Here is a 15,327-nt window from a genome sequence, read left to right as displayed (position 1 = left end):
CCTGTTCCCCTAATAAAAATGTCGTTGAATCTCAAACGGATCCGGAGTCTTTCACTGAGCCACGCAACGTGTTTAGCCAGCCATACGTCCAGCGCACCGCAAGCATCAGCAGTGCCACGCAGCAATACAGGCCCAGCAGCGGATCAACCAGGTAATCCCAATAGTTATGCGAAGGTTTTACCCCGACGATGAAAGCCAGGGTCGCAATGGCCAGCATCACGACTGCCAGGTAGCTGCGCAGGTAAAACAGGCCTGCCGTGAGCAGTGCGACGAAGATCAGCATCGGACGCGGGCTGAAGCCAAACCGGTAAGGGTCCAGATAAGTCAACCCCAGCGTTGCCGGGTAGAGCACCAGCGCCATCGCAGCGAAGATGATCAATACGCTGGTCGTGCTTTGCTGCGCAGGCGGCAGGAAACCCAGTCGACGCAAACAGCCCCACGCCATGAAAACCAGTGTCGTGACCGCAAGGTCATCAATGTGGCTGCGCAAGTACGCAGCCATCGACAAGCCATCCAGCGGTATGAAGCTGGCTGCCAGCAATGCGACCAACAGCGCGATCCGCGCGGTTCTCTTCAAGCCAAAAGAAGGCAGCAACAGGAAAATGATCATTGTGAAGCTGATATGGGCTTGCCACAGGTTGATCATTTGGCACGCTCCGACAACCATGCATCGTTGAAGGTGACGTGCTTGATGAAGGTGTTGTTCCAGGAATAAACCAGGTGATACATACCGTCGGGACTTCGGATGAAGTACGGGTATTCATATTCGAAACTGCAGGCTTGCGCCTTACAGACCCGGCTGTCGAGGTTGTTCAGGAACTGCGCTTCCAGCGGTTGGCGAAGTACGCCACTTGAACCGCGAAACTCTTTACCGATGATTTCCTTGTAAGCCTCGGGTGAAAAACTGTCGCCCTCGGGATCAGGTGATTTGTCGAGATCCCGTAGAGAGCGCCAATCGTCCATTTTTGCGTCGGTACCATAAAGACTCAGTTTGAAGCGGCCCTCCTGCAAATCATTGAGCGCCACCAGCAACCCGTGTTCGGGCGTTGCGATGGCTGCCAACGAGGAGTTCGGATTGGAGGGGGCGAGCGGATAAGGTTCGCTCCAGGTTTGCCCGGCGTCTTCAGTGCGGGTCGCCAGCACACGGTGATAGGTGTTTCCGGCATAGCGCAACAAGGCGATACCGCGCTGTCCACCCAGCGGAACGACCGTAGGTTGCAATGAATTGTTGCCGTGGCTGATGCGGAATTTATCTATCACATCACCGTCTGCGCTCAGGTACAGGTACTCGGCAAACTTGCCCAGAAACTCGTGATAGACCGGTAAGCCGATGGAACCGTCGGCATGAAACACCGGGGCCGAACGTACCAGTGTGCTGATATTCAGAAAGGGCGAGGTGATCAATTGGCGGGGCGCGGACCACTGGCGACCATAGTCGTCAGAGACCATCACGTTGACCGCACTGCCGGCCCAGCCCCCCATGGACACCGACACGTAGAACAACCAGAGGCGGTTGTCCGGTGCGAGCGCCACGACCGGATTGCCCAGTTTCCGGATGTATTTTCGAGTGCCCTGTTGGGTCGAATCCCGCGTCGCCAATACCTGTTCCGCACCCCATTCGCCGGTTTCCGCGTCGAAGCGGGCAGAGCGCACTTGCACATCGGCTGCACCTTCGCGAGTGCCGGCGAACCAGACCGCCATCAGGCTACCGTCAGGCAAGGCGGTTACCGCCGAGGAATGCACGAAGTCCACCAGCCCGGATGAGGCAAAACGACTGGTATAAATGGGTTTGGCGACTTGCTCGGCCACAGCCCCCACCGGACTCATCAGGGCAAAGGAAGAATGCACAGGAGCAGGATGGGTAAACCATGCGGCCGCAAACAGGCAAGAAAGGGCGAGGTAAGCCCCGAGGGAAGGAAGGCAGGGTAGTTGGATGCGCATAATTAAGGCTGGGCATCTCATGGCCAGATCAGGGAGCCCAAACTATCACTTGTAGTTACAGACTCGTTCTTTAGCGAGCTGCTGTTTTGTAAGCAAATGTTTGTAGCGCATCATCCGGCGGTAAGTTTAGTCGACAACCCTGTTTATCAATGGCTTGCAACCTTCATCAGGCGTCAGACCGTTTATCGAAAACCCGATCTCGACGGCGGGTGACTGGACTGCAAACCTGCGTTACTCATATGGGTTTTCTAAGACGGTCGTTCACTAGCAATCGGATCGATTTGCCCCCTGACGAGCGTTCACACCGAAGATCTTTTTTCGATCTCTCAGCCGGAAGCGACAGATAAGGTGATGGGCGTTTTGGATGCGATCAATGGCAGGTGGGGTAGGGGGACTATGCGCTTGGCGAGTGTGCCGACCGATCCGGATTGGGGGATGCGACGAGAGATGATGAGTCAGAGCTTCACGACTCGGGTTGATCAGCTCTGGACTGTTTACTGCAGGTGAGGCGGGTTTCTACATGGATAGACCATGGAGTTCACTGCTGAGGACGTAAGGGTGATCGATGGGCAACTTGAAACCGATATCGACGCCTACTACGAACGAAGGTAGCGGACGGGACTATTCAGGAAGAAAGGACATTCCCTCGTACCGCAGACCCTCGGAAATCCACGGGTTAGCGGAGTACAGGAGTGTGGATGCGTTATGGAGTTTTCACGCTGTCTGCTCATGACGACCGCTTCGACCTCATCCACCACTTACTTTCCAGTGTTTGACATCATCTGCGAACATCATTTGCTGCATCTCATGAGCAATGCCGTAGGCCAGGGATTCGTGTGCAGCGATGACCTTCTCTTCCGCTGAAAGGCAATGGAAAATATCGAGTTTGGTCGTTGCGTCAGCGGTTTCGAGTGTGAAAATTTGCACGTAGCGCGCGAGGTCGTTGTCGAGGCTCAACAGGTACTCGCGCAAGCGTTGATGGTCGACCGATTTTTGACTGAAGTACCAGTTCATCGGGTGAATCAGGAAGCGCGCGTGAGGCGACGTGATGCGACGACCTGCCGCCAAAAACATGATGATGCCCATCGACTCGATGTTGCCGGCATTAATCGCGCAAAGTGGCACCGGCAATGACTTCAGGAAGGTGTAGAGCGTGAAGCCGAAATTGGTGCTGCCACCGCAGGTGGACAGATTTAGTAACAGCGACGTAGCACCTTGGTCGATGGCCTCGAGACAACAATCCCTGAAGCGCTCGGTGGTTCCCTGATCGATCTGGCAGTGAAAATGGACGATGTGTTCGGTCATCGGCTTACCTCCCTTGCACGACACTCGGAGGACTTAACAGGATTTATATCCTAGTAAAAAATTGGACTCCTTTTGAGAGTAATCCAAGTGCAGGGTGATCGGCGACTACTTCCGCCGCCAGTCGATCAGGCCAAATTTGCGGGGAACTATCTTCCTCATTCCGCCCATCCGGAGATGGGCATTTCAGTTTAACTTTCGATTTTTCCTGACCTATAATTAGAGATCAGCACATGAGTTCCTCCCTGAGAAAGGAAGAGGTGAACAAAAATGGCTAATATCGGAAACAAACCCCCCGGAAACTTTGGCAATGACCGGGATAAGGCCTCTGAAGCCGGCAAGAAAGGCGGAGAGGCATCAGGCGGCAATTTTGTTAATGATCCACAACGAGCTTCTGAGGCGGGCCAAAAAGGTGGTCAGGCTTCAGGCGGACAGCAGTCAAAAGATGCTGACCGCATGTCTGGCGGTGGGCTGGGAGCGGGTCGCGGAGGCAGCTTTGCCGAAGACACCGACAAAGCCTCTAAGGCGGGCCAGAAAGGCGGCCAGGCTTCGGGCGGACGGCAGTCTAGCGATGTAGATCGGTCGACCAGCGGTGGCCAGGGAAGTGGTCGCGGCGATAACCTTGCAGACAGGGAAAAAGCCTCTGAGGCGGGCCGAAAAGGAGGTGAACACAGCCCCGGTGGCGGACGTAAATCCTAATGCCGTGTGATACATCAAGCCCCGTATTTTTCTCGGGGCTTGATCTTTATCGCTGGGTGTACGCCGGAGACGAGTTGCCAGGTTAATGGGAATGATCGGCGTCAAAAAGAGTCAACTGACAAACATCTCAGCGGAACAGTCATAGTTCTATCCCCCCCAATGCCATTGACCAAATCAAATTCGCGATCATCGAGCGAAATGCAAGATCTCGGTGATAACTCGAGAGCCTTAACTCTCTTCAGCGTACAAAATCTAAGACCGAGCGACGTCCATGTACATCGTCGAAATGTGCCCAGCAGCTGAGGCTATACAAGACCGACAAACGAAAGAATAACTAGGACGATCACAACTGCCCCGACGATGTAGATAAGATTGTTCATGAAAACCACCTCTCTATCTCAACAGGATTACGACACTATGGTGTCTAATACAAATGACACCTTCGCTTCCAGTTCCGTTCCGCGAGCCAGTCTCAGAGGTGGCGCCATCGCACTAATTTTCCCTATTCGCGATTAGTCAAACATTCTCTTGTCGCCACTTCATGCACATCGCTGTTTTGGTGTACTGTTAGGAGACTAATTACATAGAGACTGCCCATGTCTAAGCTTGCAGAATTTCGTCAGCTGGAAAAACACCTCGCCGAGCAACTTCAGGCTCTTGAAGCCTTGAAGGGCGATGCTGGCCTGAAGAAAGAAATTGAATTTGAAACAAAGCTGCGCGCTTTGCTCGCCGAGTACGGCTATAGCCTGCTGAACGTGATCAACTTGCTTGACCCTAAGGCTGGTCGTCGCGCACCAGCTACCGAGGCAAAATCCGGTACGAGAAAGCCACGCCAAGTGAAGGTCTACAAAAATCCAGAATCCAGCGAAGTCGTTGAAACCAAGGGTGGCAACCACAAGACTCTGAAGGAATGGAAAGCGAAATACGGCTCCGACACCGTAGAGTCCTGGCTGATCAAGTGATTTTGGTTTGAGTACAAAAGGGCCCTTCGAGGGCCTTTTTTGTTAAACACGATGTACTATTGTAATGGCTTTTTGCCGTGATCGGTATGTTCTGGGGCATGCTGGCAGCGTAAAGCATCTTTCTGAAATTTAATCGGTTGATTCAGTCATTACCGGTGATTGGATCTCCGTTCATCAACATGAATCTCACGGTGCTCATGACGCCAGAGTGACCCGACCTAATGCAATTTTTCACACGGAGAATTCCAGAATGGCAGCGCATCATAAAGAGAAACACTCAATAGAAAACATTGGTTGGCTGCGCGCTGCCGTATTGGGGGCCAATGACGGAATCGTTTCAACTTCAAGTCTGATTCTGGGCGTAGCCGCCTCTCACGCAACTCACAACAGCATCCTTGTAGCGGGTGTCTCTGCTCTCGTCGCCGGTGCTATGTCGATGGCTACCGGAGAGTACGTTTCCGTGCAGTCCCAAGCCGACACGGAAGCGGCTGCCCTAGAGACGGAGCGAATTGAGATTCAGGAAAATCCGAAGGGCGAGAATCGTGAACTGACAGGAATTTATGTTGAGCGAGGACTTGAGGCGCCGCTTGCAAAAGAAGTCGCGACTAAACTAATGGATCACGACGCCTTGGGGGCGCATGCCCGAGATGAGTTGGGAATCACCGATGCGATGAGTGCAAAGCCATTACAGGCTGCTCTTGCATCTGCGCTAAGCTTTGCCGTAGGTGCGGCACTACCATTACTCGTGGTCGTAGTAGTTCCACAAGAACATCTCATCCCAGTCATCGTCGTCGCGTCGTTGGTCTTCCTTGCTATCCTTGGCGGCTTGGCGGCCAAGGTCGGCGGGGCGAATATTAAAAATGGGGTTTTACGTGTGACTTTTTGGAGTGCGCTTTCGATGGCGGTGGCAGCAGGAGTCGGTACCCTGTTGGGAACCACAGTATAAAACCCGGAGCGGGTTCCAGAATTAAATTCTTGATGGTGAGAGTGGGCCTTTATACAAGGATGGAACAGGGTTTATATATTTGAAGGCAAGAGAAAAGCAGCTTTCGCACCATCCACAGATTCGACAAAGCGAACAAGGTTGTCTGTTGAACGATGTTTTTCGACAAGCCACGAAAGCGCACTTTCGTATAGCCAAACTGGCGCTTGATCACTCGAAACGGATGTTCAACCTTGGCCCGTATCTGCGCTTTCGCGTATTCGATCTTGCGTCGCATGCGCCCGATCAAACTCTTTTTCGCGTGCTTTTTATAGCTGCTGGGCCGGGCGGCAATCGACCAGATCATCTTGCGGCCCTGATGCTCTGGGCGTTTGTCCACTCCGGTGTAACCCGCATCCCCGCACACGTAAGTTTCCTCGCCATGCAGTAACTGATCGACCTGTGTCACGTCCGCTACATTCGCTGCGGTGCCCACCAGGCTATGCACCAGGCCGGATTCGGCGTCGACGCCGATGTGCGCTTTCATCCCGAAGAAATATTGGTTTCCTTTCTTCGTCTGATGCATTTCAGGGTCGCGTTTACCGTCCTTGTTCTTGGTCGAACTCGGCGCATGAATGATCGTCGCATCGACCACCGTGCCGTGACGCAGCATCAAACCACGATCACCCAGATAGCCATTGATAACCTGCAAAATCCCGCCCGCCAACTCATATTTCTCCAGCAGGCGCCGGAAGTTGAGGATCGTGGTTTCATCGGGAATCCGATCCAGATGCAGCCCCGAAAACTGGCGCAGGATCGTGGTCTCGTACAGTGCTTCTTCCATCGCCGGATCGCTGTAACCGAACCAGTTCTGCATCAGATGAACCCGCAACATGGCCAGCAACGGATACGCCGGACGACCGCCTTCACCCTTTGGATAATACGGCTCGATCAAGGCAATCAAACCCTTCCAGGGCACCACCTGATCCATCTCGATCAGGAAGCGCTCGCGGCGGGTCTGCTTACGCTTGCCGGCATACTCGGCATCGGCGAAGGACATCTGTTTCATCGGGGCTCAACCGTTCTGTTCGTGTGGGGTACGTATTTCACCAAATCTCGAAGTCTTTTTCAGAGTTTCCCTAGCTCCTGGCCAACCTCTTTATAGGTTCCTGCACTGTCCACGTCTGCTTGCTCAATGGATGTCAGCTTTTTGCAGAAGTCGGTAAGGATGGGATTGATCTGAGGTCGAACGAAGCGCTGGAATTGATCGACGATCTCAAGCGATTCCAGATCAATCACCACCAGGCCAATTTCAATCGTTTCCATCTGGTCAGGGACGACTGCAAGCGGCCTTGGTGATTCCGACTCACCAACCTCATCACAGGTCGCCTCAAGGTCTACGCAATAGAGGTAGCGGTATGGTGCGAGGAGATTTTGGATGGATTGAAGATGAAGGAGTTTTGCTTCAATGCTCATGGCAAGATCGTCCTCACGTGAAAGCTCCGTAAGCGCTCCATAAATCCCACCTGCACATGAAGCGCCGATTCAAGGATGCTGAGCTCCCATTTCTCGCTCGGATCGACCGATCCGCCGGACGGTCTGTTAGTCGTTACGTGTCTGTTCGAGCCGCTTATCAAGCTCGCTTGGCGGCAAGTTCGGCGTCGAGTGAAGCGTCAGCCAGACGGCCCGCAGAATGTTGATCGCGGCCATGTTCAGGTGTTGTTCGGCGGCGTGCAGGGCCAGTTCGGCTGCCAGGCGCTTGTCGGCAGCACTGAGGTGCGCCGTTTTGTGGGTCATGTCCGCATCGACGTTGGCCAACAGCCCCTGGAGTTCCTGCACCGCCTGATCCGATGCCTGACGCATGTCCGCCAGCAGGCGGCTGGCTTCGGCAGGCGTCATGGCCAAGGCGCGGACGCTGCGAAAAGTCAGGCGGGCGGGCAAGGTGGCCAAACTGAAACCCGTCGAAATTAACTTGCCAATCATGCGAACAACTCCTGTAAACGAGTGTTTCAGCAGCGTATCAGAGTAAATCGAAAAAAAAATGTCTGCTCATCGCTTGCCAGAATCTACTCTCCGCCTCTTTTTGGCATCAAGCGTCTGATCGTCGTCAGAACCCTCGAACGATGCGCCCATAGGCACTTTGGAGTCGGATTCAGGCAGCCTTGGCAAAGGTGTTGCACCTATGGTGACGGACGTTTATCCGTAAGCGCGCCATAAACCCCCATCCTTTTATGAGAGGGTTGGCTGTCAGTATGCGATGGCTGGTGCACAGCGCCACGGCAGCAGCGCTTCGTAGTCCTCGACGGCCTTGGCCTGGGGGAGGCACTCGAGGATGTGGCGCAGGTAGGCGTAGGGCTCCTGGTCGTTGGCCTTGGCGGTTTCCACCAGGCTGTAGAGCTGGGCGCTGGTGGTCGCGCCCTTGGGCGTGTCGCTGAATAGCCAGTTCTTGCGGCCGATGACGAAGGGCCGGATCGCGCGTTCGGCGGCGTTATTGTCGATGGGCAGGTGGCCGGCTTCGACGTAGCGTTCAAGCCGGCTCCAGTTGCTGGCCAGGTAGTTCACCGCCTTGCCGAGGGCGTTCTGCGCAGCGACCTGGGGCTGAGTTTTCTCCAACCAGCTTTTCAGTTGGGCCAGGATAGGTTGGCTGTGCTGCTGTCGGCCCCGATGGCGTTGCTCGGCGCTGGCTTCTTTGAAGTCGCGTTCGATGCCGTAGAGCTTGTTGATCAGATTCAGCGCCACGTCGGCCCGCCCGGTTTTGCCCTTGGGCTGCACCTTCTGTGCTTCGACGAACTTGCGCCGCGCATGCGCCCAGCAGGCCAAGCGCTCAACACCCGACTGTGCGGCCACGGCGTTGTAGCCGGCGTAGTCGTCGGTCATCAAATAACCGCGATAGCCCACTAGCAGGCGCAACGGCACCTCCTGTGCACGGCTGGTGGAGTAGTCGAACAGGATCACTGGCCTGCCGGGCGGGCCGCCGGTTTGCACCCACATCCAGGATTGGCTGCTCGGATCGCGCCCCGGCTCTTTCAGCACCTGCACACGGGTTGCGTCGCAGTGGATCACCGGGCTGTCCAGCAGCTTGTCGCGCATCAAGTTGAGCAAGGGCTGCAATTGCTCGCCACACTGAATCACCCAGCGCGCCAGGGTCTGGATGCCATGGCGGCTCAGTACCGTCTCGAAGCGATACAGCGGCAGGCCGTCGGCATATTTTCCATAAGTGGATTCGGGTGCATGAGCAGAAAAACCTGGCACTGCAAACTGCCTTTATTCCGGTCAAGACATCGCCGTCGACATCGCCTCAAGCTCTTGCTGCCACTATCCGCATCGAAGTCCCCCACTCGAGGGGTGCGGTCGTTGTGAGTTGGCCGGCGGATAATGCAGCGGCGTGTACCGCTTTTCTCCGCGACCTACTGCGACGATCTGCATCGATTCGATCTGGCTCACCACCGAGCCGATGGACACGCGTGAGGGCACTGAGACCGCGCTGGCGCGGGTAGGCGTGCGTGACCTCAAGCACTTCCTTGAGTTTGCCCATCGAGGGCCTCGAGTGTTGGCAGAAGCCGTCACCGGCAGTATCGGCGGCTTTGACAGTCCCTTCGAAGAGGCGGTTACCGCAGCACTGACCAGCCGTGGATGGCAGGTGCATACTCAAGTCGGAGTTTCGGTATTCAGAATCGATTTGGGGGTGGTCGATCCTGATGCGCCAGGCCGTTACCTGGCCGGTGTGGAATGTGATGGGGCGACCTACCATAGCAGTGCCACGGCACGAGATAGAGACAAGCTGCGTGAGCATGTACTGCGTGGGCTTGGCTGGGAGATTATGCGTATCTGGTCAACTGACTGGTGGATCAACGCCTTTGGCACTGCTGATCTTATCCATGAGTGTCTGACCGCTTTACTCGCGTTAAGCCGAGCTCAACGTGCCGAGCAGGAAGCGCGTGAGGAGGCTGCTCGCCTGTTGGCAGAAGCTGCCGTAGTGGAGGCTATTGAAGTGATCGAGGAGGTCACAGGTGCGGTCGCTGAACCGTTGACAATCGATAGCGCCAATGACGAAGGTGGTGCTCTTCAGAACGAGCAGTTCGCCACAGCGGCCTCGGCGTCTCAACCTGTGAGCAGCCCCCAATCGCATTACTTTCCCACAGAGATCGTTTGCTACCGAGAGTCCGATCCGGCCTCCAGCGTGCAAGGGGTGGATCCGGAGGCGTTCTTTGAGAGGAGTTATTCGGGCGTTCTGAGCGCACTCATCGCGCATGTGATCAGCGAAGAAGGGCCATCCTCGATGTGATTCTTGCTCGGCGAATCGCGAGGGCACATGGCTGGGTGCGTACCGGCTCCAAGATCCGAGAAAGAGTGTCGGCGATGGCGCAGAACACTCACCGTATGACGATCGATGATGTTGGGGATTTCTATTGGCCGAACCACCTTACTGATGACTCTACCGTTGTCTGCCGGCGTCCAGGAGATGAGGCGAACATCCGTTCGGTTGATGAGGTCTGTGGTGAAGAGCTGGTAGCACTGGCTCGGGAACTTCGCGCCAAAGGCAAAGAAGGGGAGGCATTGCTGCACGCCATGGCGCGGGAACAGCAGTGACCTGGGTTTTAGCGTTCAGGGAAAGGATGGGCAGATTAGCTATCTGAGGAAAAGCACCTGCATTCACGAGATGCGCTCTAGCATTCCGAGCGATGAGAACTCTCAAGCGTTGGCTTTCGCCAGTATCTTGAGTTACCCATCGCCCGGGGTCGTCTTCGAGGCTCCTTGCACCGCCTTTCCTAGCTGGTACGACACACACGCATAAACGCCAAGATGTCCGCGTTGACTGGCACGATCATCTTCGCCATCACAGTCGAGTCGCTCGCGCAGAGCTGAAATTCGAGTCAATCGCTCGTCGCTTTCAGGTTGCGGGAAAGCCAGTCCGTATTCGACACCTGCTCAAAGGCTGAAGAGTGGGCTTTACCTTTGCGCCTTCCAAACTTTTATCGAATGGGCAGATCATCAGTCGTGTAAGAGCCGCTATTGCAGCGTCTCGACTGCATCCTTTGTGCTTTGACGCTCGAGATTGTTCTGAATACGCAAACACTGAAGTCGCCGAGAATGGAATTGTTGCTGTCGTGAGGGACTTGTAGCCTCCATTACGCCGAGCACCACGATCTGCCAACGATCGGGTGGAGCCCAAGCCAGGGCTCATCAAGACAGACACTTCAACGTCATACCTTGCTTTCGGACTTTTGCCCTCTCGGGGGTTTGGCGCCTAATAAAAATAAGGAAGGCAGGTATGAGTATTCGTGCATGGGTCTGTGCAGCAACCCTGTTCGCTCCCGCTCTGGGTGCCGGCATTGTGTTTCCCTCGATGGCTGCGGCGGCGGACGACCCGATGGGCTCGCTGGTGCGCGGGGTTTTCGGCGATAGCCTTGAGCGCGAGCATGGCATCAAGGTCTACGGCTGGGGCCAGGTGGGTGTGAGTTACAACAACAACGGCACGGATGACGTCAGCAAGCAGAGCTTTTTCAACACCGACGAAGGCGTGAACCTCAACCAGTTCGCCCTGGCCGTGGAAAAGAAACCCAAGAGCAACGTGATCGGCCGTGTCGGACCGTTTCCCGGCCCCATGCCGCAAGAGGCTGACTGGGGTTTCAACGTCACGGCGCTGTACGGCAAGGATGCGCGCTTCTTCAAGACCTATGGCTGGGACGAGGACCTGAGCGTCAATCGCGACAACAAGGCCGAAGACGAAGCGTTCACCGTCGCTCAAGCGTATGTCGATTTTTACTTTCCGGTGCTCGGCGGTTCCGACCTGATGATCGGGATTTTCCACACGCCGCTGGAAAATGAAATCGGCTTCGCCTTGCCATCCCCGGCACCGAGCGACTTCTACTCGCACACCTATTCCTTCATGCACGGCCCGGCCAAACATGCCGGTGCGCTGTACTCGTTCAAGCTGCCCTCGGCGCCGGGGGAAAGCATGTTGGGCTTCGAACTGGGCGTGGTGCAGGGCTGGAACAACCTGCAGGACCCCAACCATGACCCGGATGTCATCGCCAACGTACGCTGGCGCTCGGCGGATTTCACCACCTGGATCGACTGGGAAAACATCTACGGCAATGGTGCTGGCGACAGCTTCGCCGAATGCGCTTGTGGCTCGCCGTTGCCCGCCGGCACCAAGGATGACGATTACAAGCGCGTGGCCTCTTACCTGACCCTGTCCCAGGTGCTCGACCCGAACAACCGCGTGGCGCTGGAGCTGAACTACGGCAAGCAGGAGCAGGGCGCTTTCGCCGGGTTTGCCAACAAAAACGATGCCACCTGGTACGGCACGGACATTAACTGGTATCACAAGCTTAGCGAAAACCTGATGTGGAACAGCCGCGCCGAGTGGTTCTACACCGATGCGCCGGTGCACGTGATGATGGCCAACATCGACCCGCACACCGGGATTCCCGATCCGACCTGGGGCAGTTTCTACGGCGTCACCACGAACCTGGCCTGGACGCCGACACCCAACGTGCGCCTGCGACCGGAATTGCGCTACGACATTCATTCGGGCCCCGGCCGCGATGCCTACGCCGATGGGCAAAAGGACTCGCAACTGGTCGCGTCCTTCGACGTCAGCTTCTTTTTCTAAACCGCCCACTTTCGCAAAGCACCTGACCCTGCGTGATGGCTCAGCCCACACGCTGCGACCTTGATCGTCCGGACTTTGCCGATACGCAGCCGCTTTGGAGTACTACATGACAGACAACAACGATAAAAACCTGTTTGGCCGCGACTTCTCACGCCGTGATTTCCTGCGCAGCACGGGCGTTGCCGTCGGCGGTGTGGCGCTGGCCAGTATGCCGTTCAACTTCGCCCTGGGCAGTGAGCGGGTGATCAAGCTCGGCTATGTCAGTCCGCAGACCGGGCCATTGGCGCCCTTTGCGGCCGCCGACAACTACATCATCGAATCGCTCAAGCAAGTGCTGAAGAACTCGATCAACGTGGCCGGCAAGGCGTACCGCCTGGAAGTCATCGTCAAGGACAGCCAGTCCAACCCCAACCGCGCGGCGGAAGTGGCGAGCGAGCTGATCCTGTCTGATCAGGTCGACCTGATGCTGGTGTCGTCGACGCCGGAAACCACCAACCCGGTCTCCGACCAATGCGAAATCAACGAAATACCGTGTATTTCCACGGTCGCACCGTGGCAGCCGTGGTTCTTTACCCGTGGTGGCAAGCCTGACCAGGGATTCGAGTGGACCTATCATTTCTTCTGGGGCCTGGAGGATGTGATCGGCACTTACAGCTCGATGTGGGGCGCCATGCCGTCCAACAAAGTGGTCGGCGGTTTGTTCCCCAACGATGGCGACGGCAATGCCTGGGGCGATCCGAAACTCGGCTTTCCACCGGTGTTGGCGCAAAAGGGTTTCCAACTGGTCGACCCCGGTCGCTTCCAAAGCTTGACCGACGATTTCTCGGCACAGATCGCCGCGTTCAAAAAAGCTGAGGTCGAGATCGTCACCGGTGTGGTCATTCCACCGGACCTGAGCACCTTCTGGACCCAGGCTCGCCAGCAGGGTTTCAAGCCCAAAGCGGTGTCGGTCGGCAAGGCGCTGCTGTTTCCTACAGCAGTCGAAGCGTTGGGCAAGGCCGGCAACAACCTGTCGACCGAAATCTGGTGGAGCCCGACGCACCCGTTCAGCTCTTCATTGACCGGCGCCAGCGCCGGGCAGTTGGCTCAGGGCTTCACTCAGGCGACCGGCAAGCAGTGGACGCAACCGCTGGGTTTCGTGCATGCCCTGTTCGAACTGGCGGTGGACATTCTCAAGCGCACTGAAGAAGTCGGTAACCCACACGCGGTACGCGATGCCCTGCTCAAGACCGACCTCAACACCGTGGTCGGGCCGATCAGCTGGAAAAACGGACCGGTGAAGAACGTCGCCAAGACGCCTCTGGTCAGCGGGCAATGGCGATTGGGCACAGACAACAAATACGACCTGATTGTGACCAGCAATGCCACCGCACCGGCGATTCCACTGGGCGGCGACATGCAGGCCATTACGTACTGATGACTCGAAAAGAAACGGGTGCACCATGCAACAGCCACTTCTGCAAATGAACGATGTGCACAAAAGCTACGGCTCGGTGAAGGTCACGGACGCGATGAGCCTGACCCTGCAACCGGGTGAAGCCTTGGGCATCATCGGTCCCAACGGCGCGGGGAAAAGCACGCTGTTCAACCTGATCGCCGGCGGCGTGGCGGCCGACCGCGGCACGATCCATTTCGAAGGCCGTAACGTCACCCGCGAACCGGTGTTCAAGCGTTGCCAGCAAGGCATTGGCCGCTCCCATCAGATCCCGCATCCGTTCGTGAAAATGACCGTGTTCGAAAACCTGCTGGTGGGCGCGACCTTCGGCGCGCGATTGCGTGACAAGGAGGCCAGCCATTGGTGCGCACAGACCCTGGAACTGACGGGGCTGATGCGCAAGGCCAACGTGCTGGCCGGTTCGCTAACCCTGCTTGACCGCAAGCGCCTGGAAATGGCCCGCGCCTTGTCGACCCAGCCGCGGCTGTTGTTGCTGGATGAAATCGCCGGTGGCCTGACCGAACCGGAGTGTCTGGCGCTGGTGGAAACCATTCAGGGCATTCACAAAGCCGGCGTCGCCATCATCTGGATCGAACACATCGTGCATGCCTTGCTGGCGGTGGTCAGCCGCCTGACGGTGATCAATTTCGGCGCCAAATTGGCCGAGGGCGAACCGCGCAGCGTGATGGCCGATCCACGAGTCCAGGACATCTACATGGGCATCGGGAGCTGAGACATGACAACCCCTTCAAATCTGCTGTCCATCGACAAACTCTGTGCCGGCTACGGCGACTTTCAAGCGCTGTTCGACATCAGCCTGACCCTTGAGGCGGGCGAAACCGTGGCGATCATCGGCTCCAACGGCGCGGGCAAATCGACGTTCCTGCGCTCGCTGGCCGGGCTGATCAAAAACCAGCCCGGCGCCATCACCTTCAAGGGCCAGGCGATTGGTGACCTGGCGGCGAATCAGGTGCTCGAGCGTGGCATCGCTTTGGTGCCGGAAGGTAGGAAGCTGTTTCCCTCGCTGAGCGTCGAGGAAAACCTGTTGATCGGTGCCTACAGCAAACGCCCCGGCCCGTGGACGCTGGCGCGGATCTATCAGCTGTTTCCAGTGCTGGAAAAACTGCGCAAGCGTCCCGGCACCGCACTGTCCGGCGGCCAGCAGCAAATGGTTGCGATTGGCCGGGGCTTGATGGCCAACCCGCAACTGCTGTTGTGCGACGAGATCAGCCTGGGCCTGGCGCCGACCACGATCAAGGACATCTACGCCGCGCTGCCCTCGATCAAGGCCGACGGCACCACGGTGATTCTCGTCGAGCAGGACATCAATCAGGCGCTGAGTGTCTGCGACCGTTTCTATTGCTTCCAGGAAGGGCGCGTGTCCCTGACCGGCCGCCCTGGGGACGCGGACAAAGCACAAATCAAAGCCGCGTATTTCGGGATCTAG

Annotated in this window: 16 protein-coding genes and 3 pseudogenes; 12 read left to right on the top strand and 7 right to left on the bottom strand. The window is 56.7% G+C overall.

Annotated elements, in window-relative coordinates:
* Nucleotides 1-31 precede the first annotated feature (31 nt).
* Both ACA066_RS13905 and ACA066_RS13900 read right to left on the bottom strand, forming a co-directional pair.
* Nucleotides 32-646: a hypothetical protein gene (locus ACA066_RS13905; RefSeq protein WP_497699688.1), complete on the bottom strand. Its 615-nt coding sequence runs from the start codon at nt 644-646 to the stop codon at nt 32-34.
* Complete coding sequence (locus tag ACA066_RS13900) at nt 643-1,941, bottom strand: sialidase family protein (protein ID WP_497699687.1); 1,299 nt, start codon at nt 1,939-1,941, stop codon at nt 643-645. The genes ACA066_RS13905 and ACA066_RS13900 overlap by 4 nt, the downstream gene beginning before the upstream one ends.
* A 351-nt stretch (nt 1,942-2,292) precedes the next feature.
* Between ACA066_RS13900 and ACA066_RS13895 the strand changes: the two genes are divergently transcribed.
* Complete coding sequence (locus ACA066_RS13895) at nt 2,293-2,448, top strand: DUF4113 domain-containing protein (protein WP_497699686.1); 156 nt, start codon at nt 2,293-2,295, stop codon at nt 2,446-2,448.
* Between the two features lie 240 nt (nt 2,449-2,688).
* Here ACA066_RS13895 and ACA066_RS13890 read toward each other — a convergent pair whose 3' ends face one another.
* The gene (locus ACA066_RS13890; RefSeq protein WP_497396761.1) at nt 2,689-3,246 is read right to left on the bottom strand and encodes an ATP-dependent Clp protease proteolytic subunit; all 558 of its coding nucleotides are present in this window, start codon (nt 3,244-3,246) and stop codon (nt 2,689-2,691) included.
* A gap of 267 nt (nt 3,247-3,513) precedes the next feature.
* Here ACA066_RS13890 and ACA066_RS13885 point away from each other — a divergent pair.
* From ACA066_RS13885 to ACA066_RS13870, 4 genes and pseudogenes are all read left to right on the top strand, one after another.
* A pseudogene (locus ACA066_RS13885) lies at nt 3,514-3,675 on the top strand (con-10 family general stress protein); the annotation flags it as partial.
* A 24-nt stretch (nt 3,676-3,699) separates the two neighbouring features.
* Nucleotides 3,700-3,942: a con-10 family general stress protein gene (locus ACA066_RS13880; protein WP_497404087.1), complete on the top strand. Its 243-nt coding sequence runs from the start codon at nt 3,700-3,702 to the stop codon at nt 3,940-3,942.
* 596 nt (nt 3,943-4,538) lie between these two features.
* Nucleotides 4,539-4,904 carry a histone-like nucleoid-structuring protein, MvaT/MvaU family gene (locus ACA066_RS13875; RefSeq protein ID WP_497699685.1) on the top strand — a complete coding sequence of 122 codons (366 nt, stop codon included), beginning with the start codon at nt 4,539-4,541 and terminating at the stop codon, nt 4,902-4,904.
* 250 nt (nt 4,905-5,154) lie between these two features.
* Nucleotides 5,155-5,850, top strand: coding sequence for a VIT1/CCC1 transporter family protein (locus ACA066_RS13870; RefSeq protein ID WP_497699684.1), 696 nt, complete (start codon nt 5,155-5,157; stop codon nt 5,848-5,850).
* A 49-nt stretch (nt 5,851-5,899) separates the two neighbouring features.
* Here the strand turns inward: ACA066_RS13870 and ACA066_RS13865 are convergent, their stop codons facing one another.
* The 4 genes and pseudogenes from ACA066_RS13865 to tnpC form a co-directional block, all read right to left on the bottom strand.
* Complete coding sequence (locus ACA066_RS13865) at nt 5,900-6,895, bottom strand: IS5 family transposase (RefSeq protein WP_497699683.1); 996 nt, start codon at nt 6,893-6,895, stop codon at nt 5,900-5,902.
* A 59-nt stretch (nt 6,896-6,954) separates the two neighbouring features.
* Entirely contained in the window at nt 6,955-7,302 is a 348-nt protein-coding gene (locus tag ACA066_RS13860) for an exonuclease domain-containing protein (RefSeq protein WP_497699682.1), read from the bottom strand.
* 126 nt (nt 7,303-7,428) lie between these two features.
* The gene (locus ACA066_RS13855) at nt 7,429-7,809 is read right to left on the bottom strand and encodes a hypothetical protein (protein WP_009043509.1); all 381 of its coding nucleotides are present in this window, start codon (nt 7,807-7,809) and stop codon (nt 7,429-7,431) included.
* A gap of 264 nt (nt 7,810-8,073) precedes the next feature.
* Nucleotides 8,074-9,036, bottom strand: a pseudogene (gene tnpC / locus ACA066_RS13850) (IS66 family transposase); the annotation flags it as partial.
* Nucleotides 9,037-9,211: 175 nt separating this feature from the next.
* On the opposite strand from tnpC, the gene ACA066_RS13845 reads away from it, so the two are divergent.
* The 7 genes and pseudogenes from ACA066_RS13845 (at nt 9,212) to ACA066_RS13815 (ending at nt 15,327) form a co-directional block, all read left to right on the top strand.
* Nucleotides 9,212-10,111, top strand: a complete 900-nt coding sequence (locus tag ACA066_RS13845; RefSeq protein ID WP_497699681.1) for a PDDEXK-like endonuclease domain-containing protein — start codon at nt 9,212-9,214, stop codon at nt 10,109-10,111.
* A gap of 74 nt (nt 10,112-10,185) precedes the next feature.
* Entirely contained in the window at nt 10,186-10,416 is a 231-nt protein-coding gene (locus tag ACA066_RS13840; protein WP_497699986.1) for a hypothetical protein, read from the top strand.
* A gap of 682 nt (nt 10,417-11,098) precedes the next feature.
* Nucleotides 11,099-12,445 carry an outer membrane beta-barrel protein gene (locus tag ACA066_RS13835; protein ID WP_497699680.1) on the top strand — a complete coding sequence of 449 codons (1,347 nt, stop codon included), beginning with the start codon at nt 11,099-11,101 and terminating at the stop codon, nt 12,443-12,445.
* A gap of 106 nt (nt 12,446-12,551) precedes the next feature.
* Nucleotides 12,552-12,626 (top strand): annotated as a pseudogene (locus tag ACA066_RS13830) (hypothetical protein); the annotation flags it as partial.
* A gap of 27 nt (nt 12,627-12,653) precedes the next feature.
* Nucleotides 12,654-13,862, top strand: a complete 1,209-nt coding sequence (locus ACA066_RS13825) for an ABC transporter substrate-binding protein (RefSeq protein ID WP_497699872.1) — start codon at nt 12,654-12,656, stop codon at nt 13,860-13,862.
* Between the two features lie 25 nt (nt 13,863-13,887).
* On the top strand, nt 13,888-14,613 hold the full coding sequence (locus ACA066_RS13820) for an ABC transporter ATP-binding protein (protein WP_497699679.1): 726 nt from the start codon (nt 13,888-13,890) through the stop codon (nt 14,611-14,613).
* A gap of 21 nt (nt 14,614-14,634) precedes the next feature.
* A complete protein-coding gene (locus tag ACA066_RS13815) occupies nt 14,635-15,327 on the top strand; it encodes an ABC transporter ATP-binding protein (protein WP_497699871.1) in 693 nt (230 codons plus the stop codon).

This window comes from Pseudomonas sp. LBUM1651 (genome assembly GCF_059716135.1).
The sequence above is the reverse complement of the archived record's forward strand: the minus strand, read 5'-3'. Positions and strand labels throughout refer to the sequence as shown.

What these genes read in the sequence shown, in the direction of transcription:
- ACA066_RS13820 (WP_497699679.1), top strand. Translation starts at nt 13,888, where the DNA reads ATGCAACAGCCACTTCTGCAAATGAACGATGTGCACAAAAGCTACGGC.
- ACA066_RS13840 (WP_497699986.1), top strand. Translation starts at nt 10,186, where the DNA reads ATGGCGCAGAACACTCACCGTATGACGATCGATGATGTTGGGGATTTC.
- ACA066_RS13880 (WP_497404087.1), top strand. Translation starts at nt 3,700, where the DNA reads ATGTCTGGCGGTGGGCTGGGAGCGGGTCGCGGAGGCAGCTTTGCCGAA.
- ACA066_RS13860 (WP_497699682.1), bottom strand. Translation starts at nt 7,302, where the DNA reads ATGAGCATTGAAGCAAAACTCCTTCATCTTCAATCCATCCAAAATCTC.
- ACA066_RS13905 (WP_497699688.1), bottom strand. Translation starts at nt 646, where the DNA reads ATGATCAACCTGTGGCAAGCCCATATCAGCTTCACAATGATCATTTTC.
- ACA066_RS13875 (WP_497699685.1), top strand. Translation starts at nt 4,539, where the DNA reads ATGTCTAAGCTTGCAGAATTTCGTCAGCTGGAAAAACACCTCGCCGAG.
- ACA066_RS13835 (WP_497699680.1), top strand. Translation starts at nt 11,099, where the DNA reads ATGAGTATTCGTGCATGGGTCTGTGCAGCAACCCTGTTCGCTCCCGCT.
- ACA066_RS13895 (WP_497699686.1), top strand. Translation starts at nt 2,293, where the DNA reads ATGGGCGTTTTGGATGCGATCAATGGCAGGTGGGGTAGGGGGACTATG.
- ACA066_RS13825 (WP_497699872.1), top strand. Translation starts at nt 12,654, where the DNA reads ATGCCGTTCAACTTCGCCCTGGGCAGTGAGCGGGTGATCAAGCTCGGC.
- ACA066_RS13890 (WP_497396761.1), bottom strand. Translation starts at nt 3,246, where the DNA reads ATGACCGAACACATCGTCCATTTTCACTGCCAGATCGATCAGGGAACC.
- ACA066_RS13865 (WP_497699683.1), bottom strand. Translation starts at nt 6,895, where the DNA reads ATGAAACAGATGTCCTTCGCCGATGCCGAGTATGCCGGCAAGCGTAAG.
- ACA066_RS13855 (WP_009043509.1), bottom strand. Translation starts at nt 7,809, where the DNA reads ATGATTGGCAAGTTAATTTCGACGGGTTTCAGTTTGGCCACCTTGCCC.
- ACA066_RS13900 (WP_497699687.1), bottom strand. Translation starts at nt 1,941, where the DNA reads ATGCGCATCCAACTACCCTGCCTTCCTTCCCTCGGGGCTTACCTCGCC.
- ACA066_RS13870 (WP_497699684.1), top strand. Translation starts at nt 5,155, where the DNA reads ATGGCAGCGCATCATAAAGAGAAACACTCAATAGAAAACATTGGTTGG.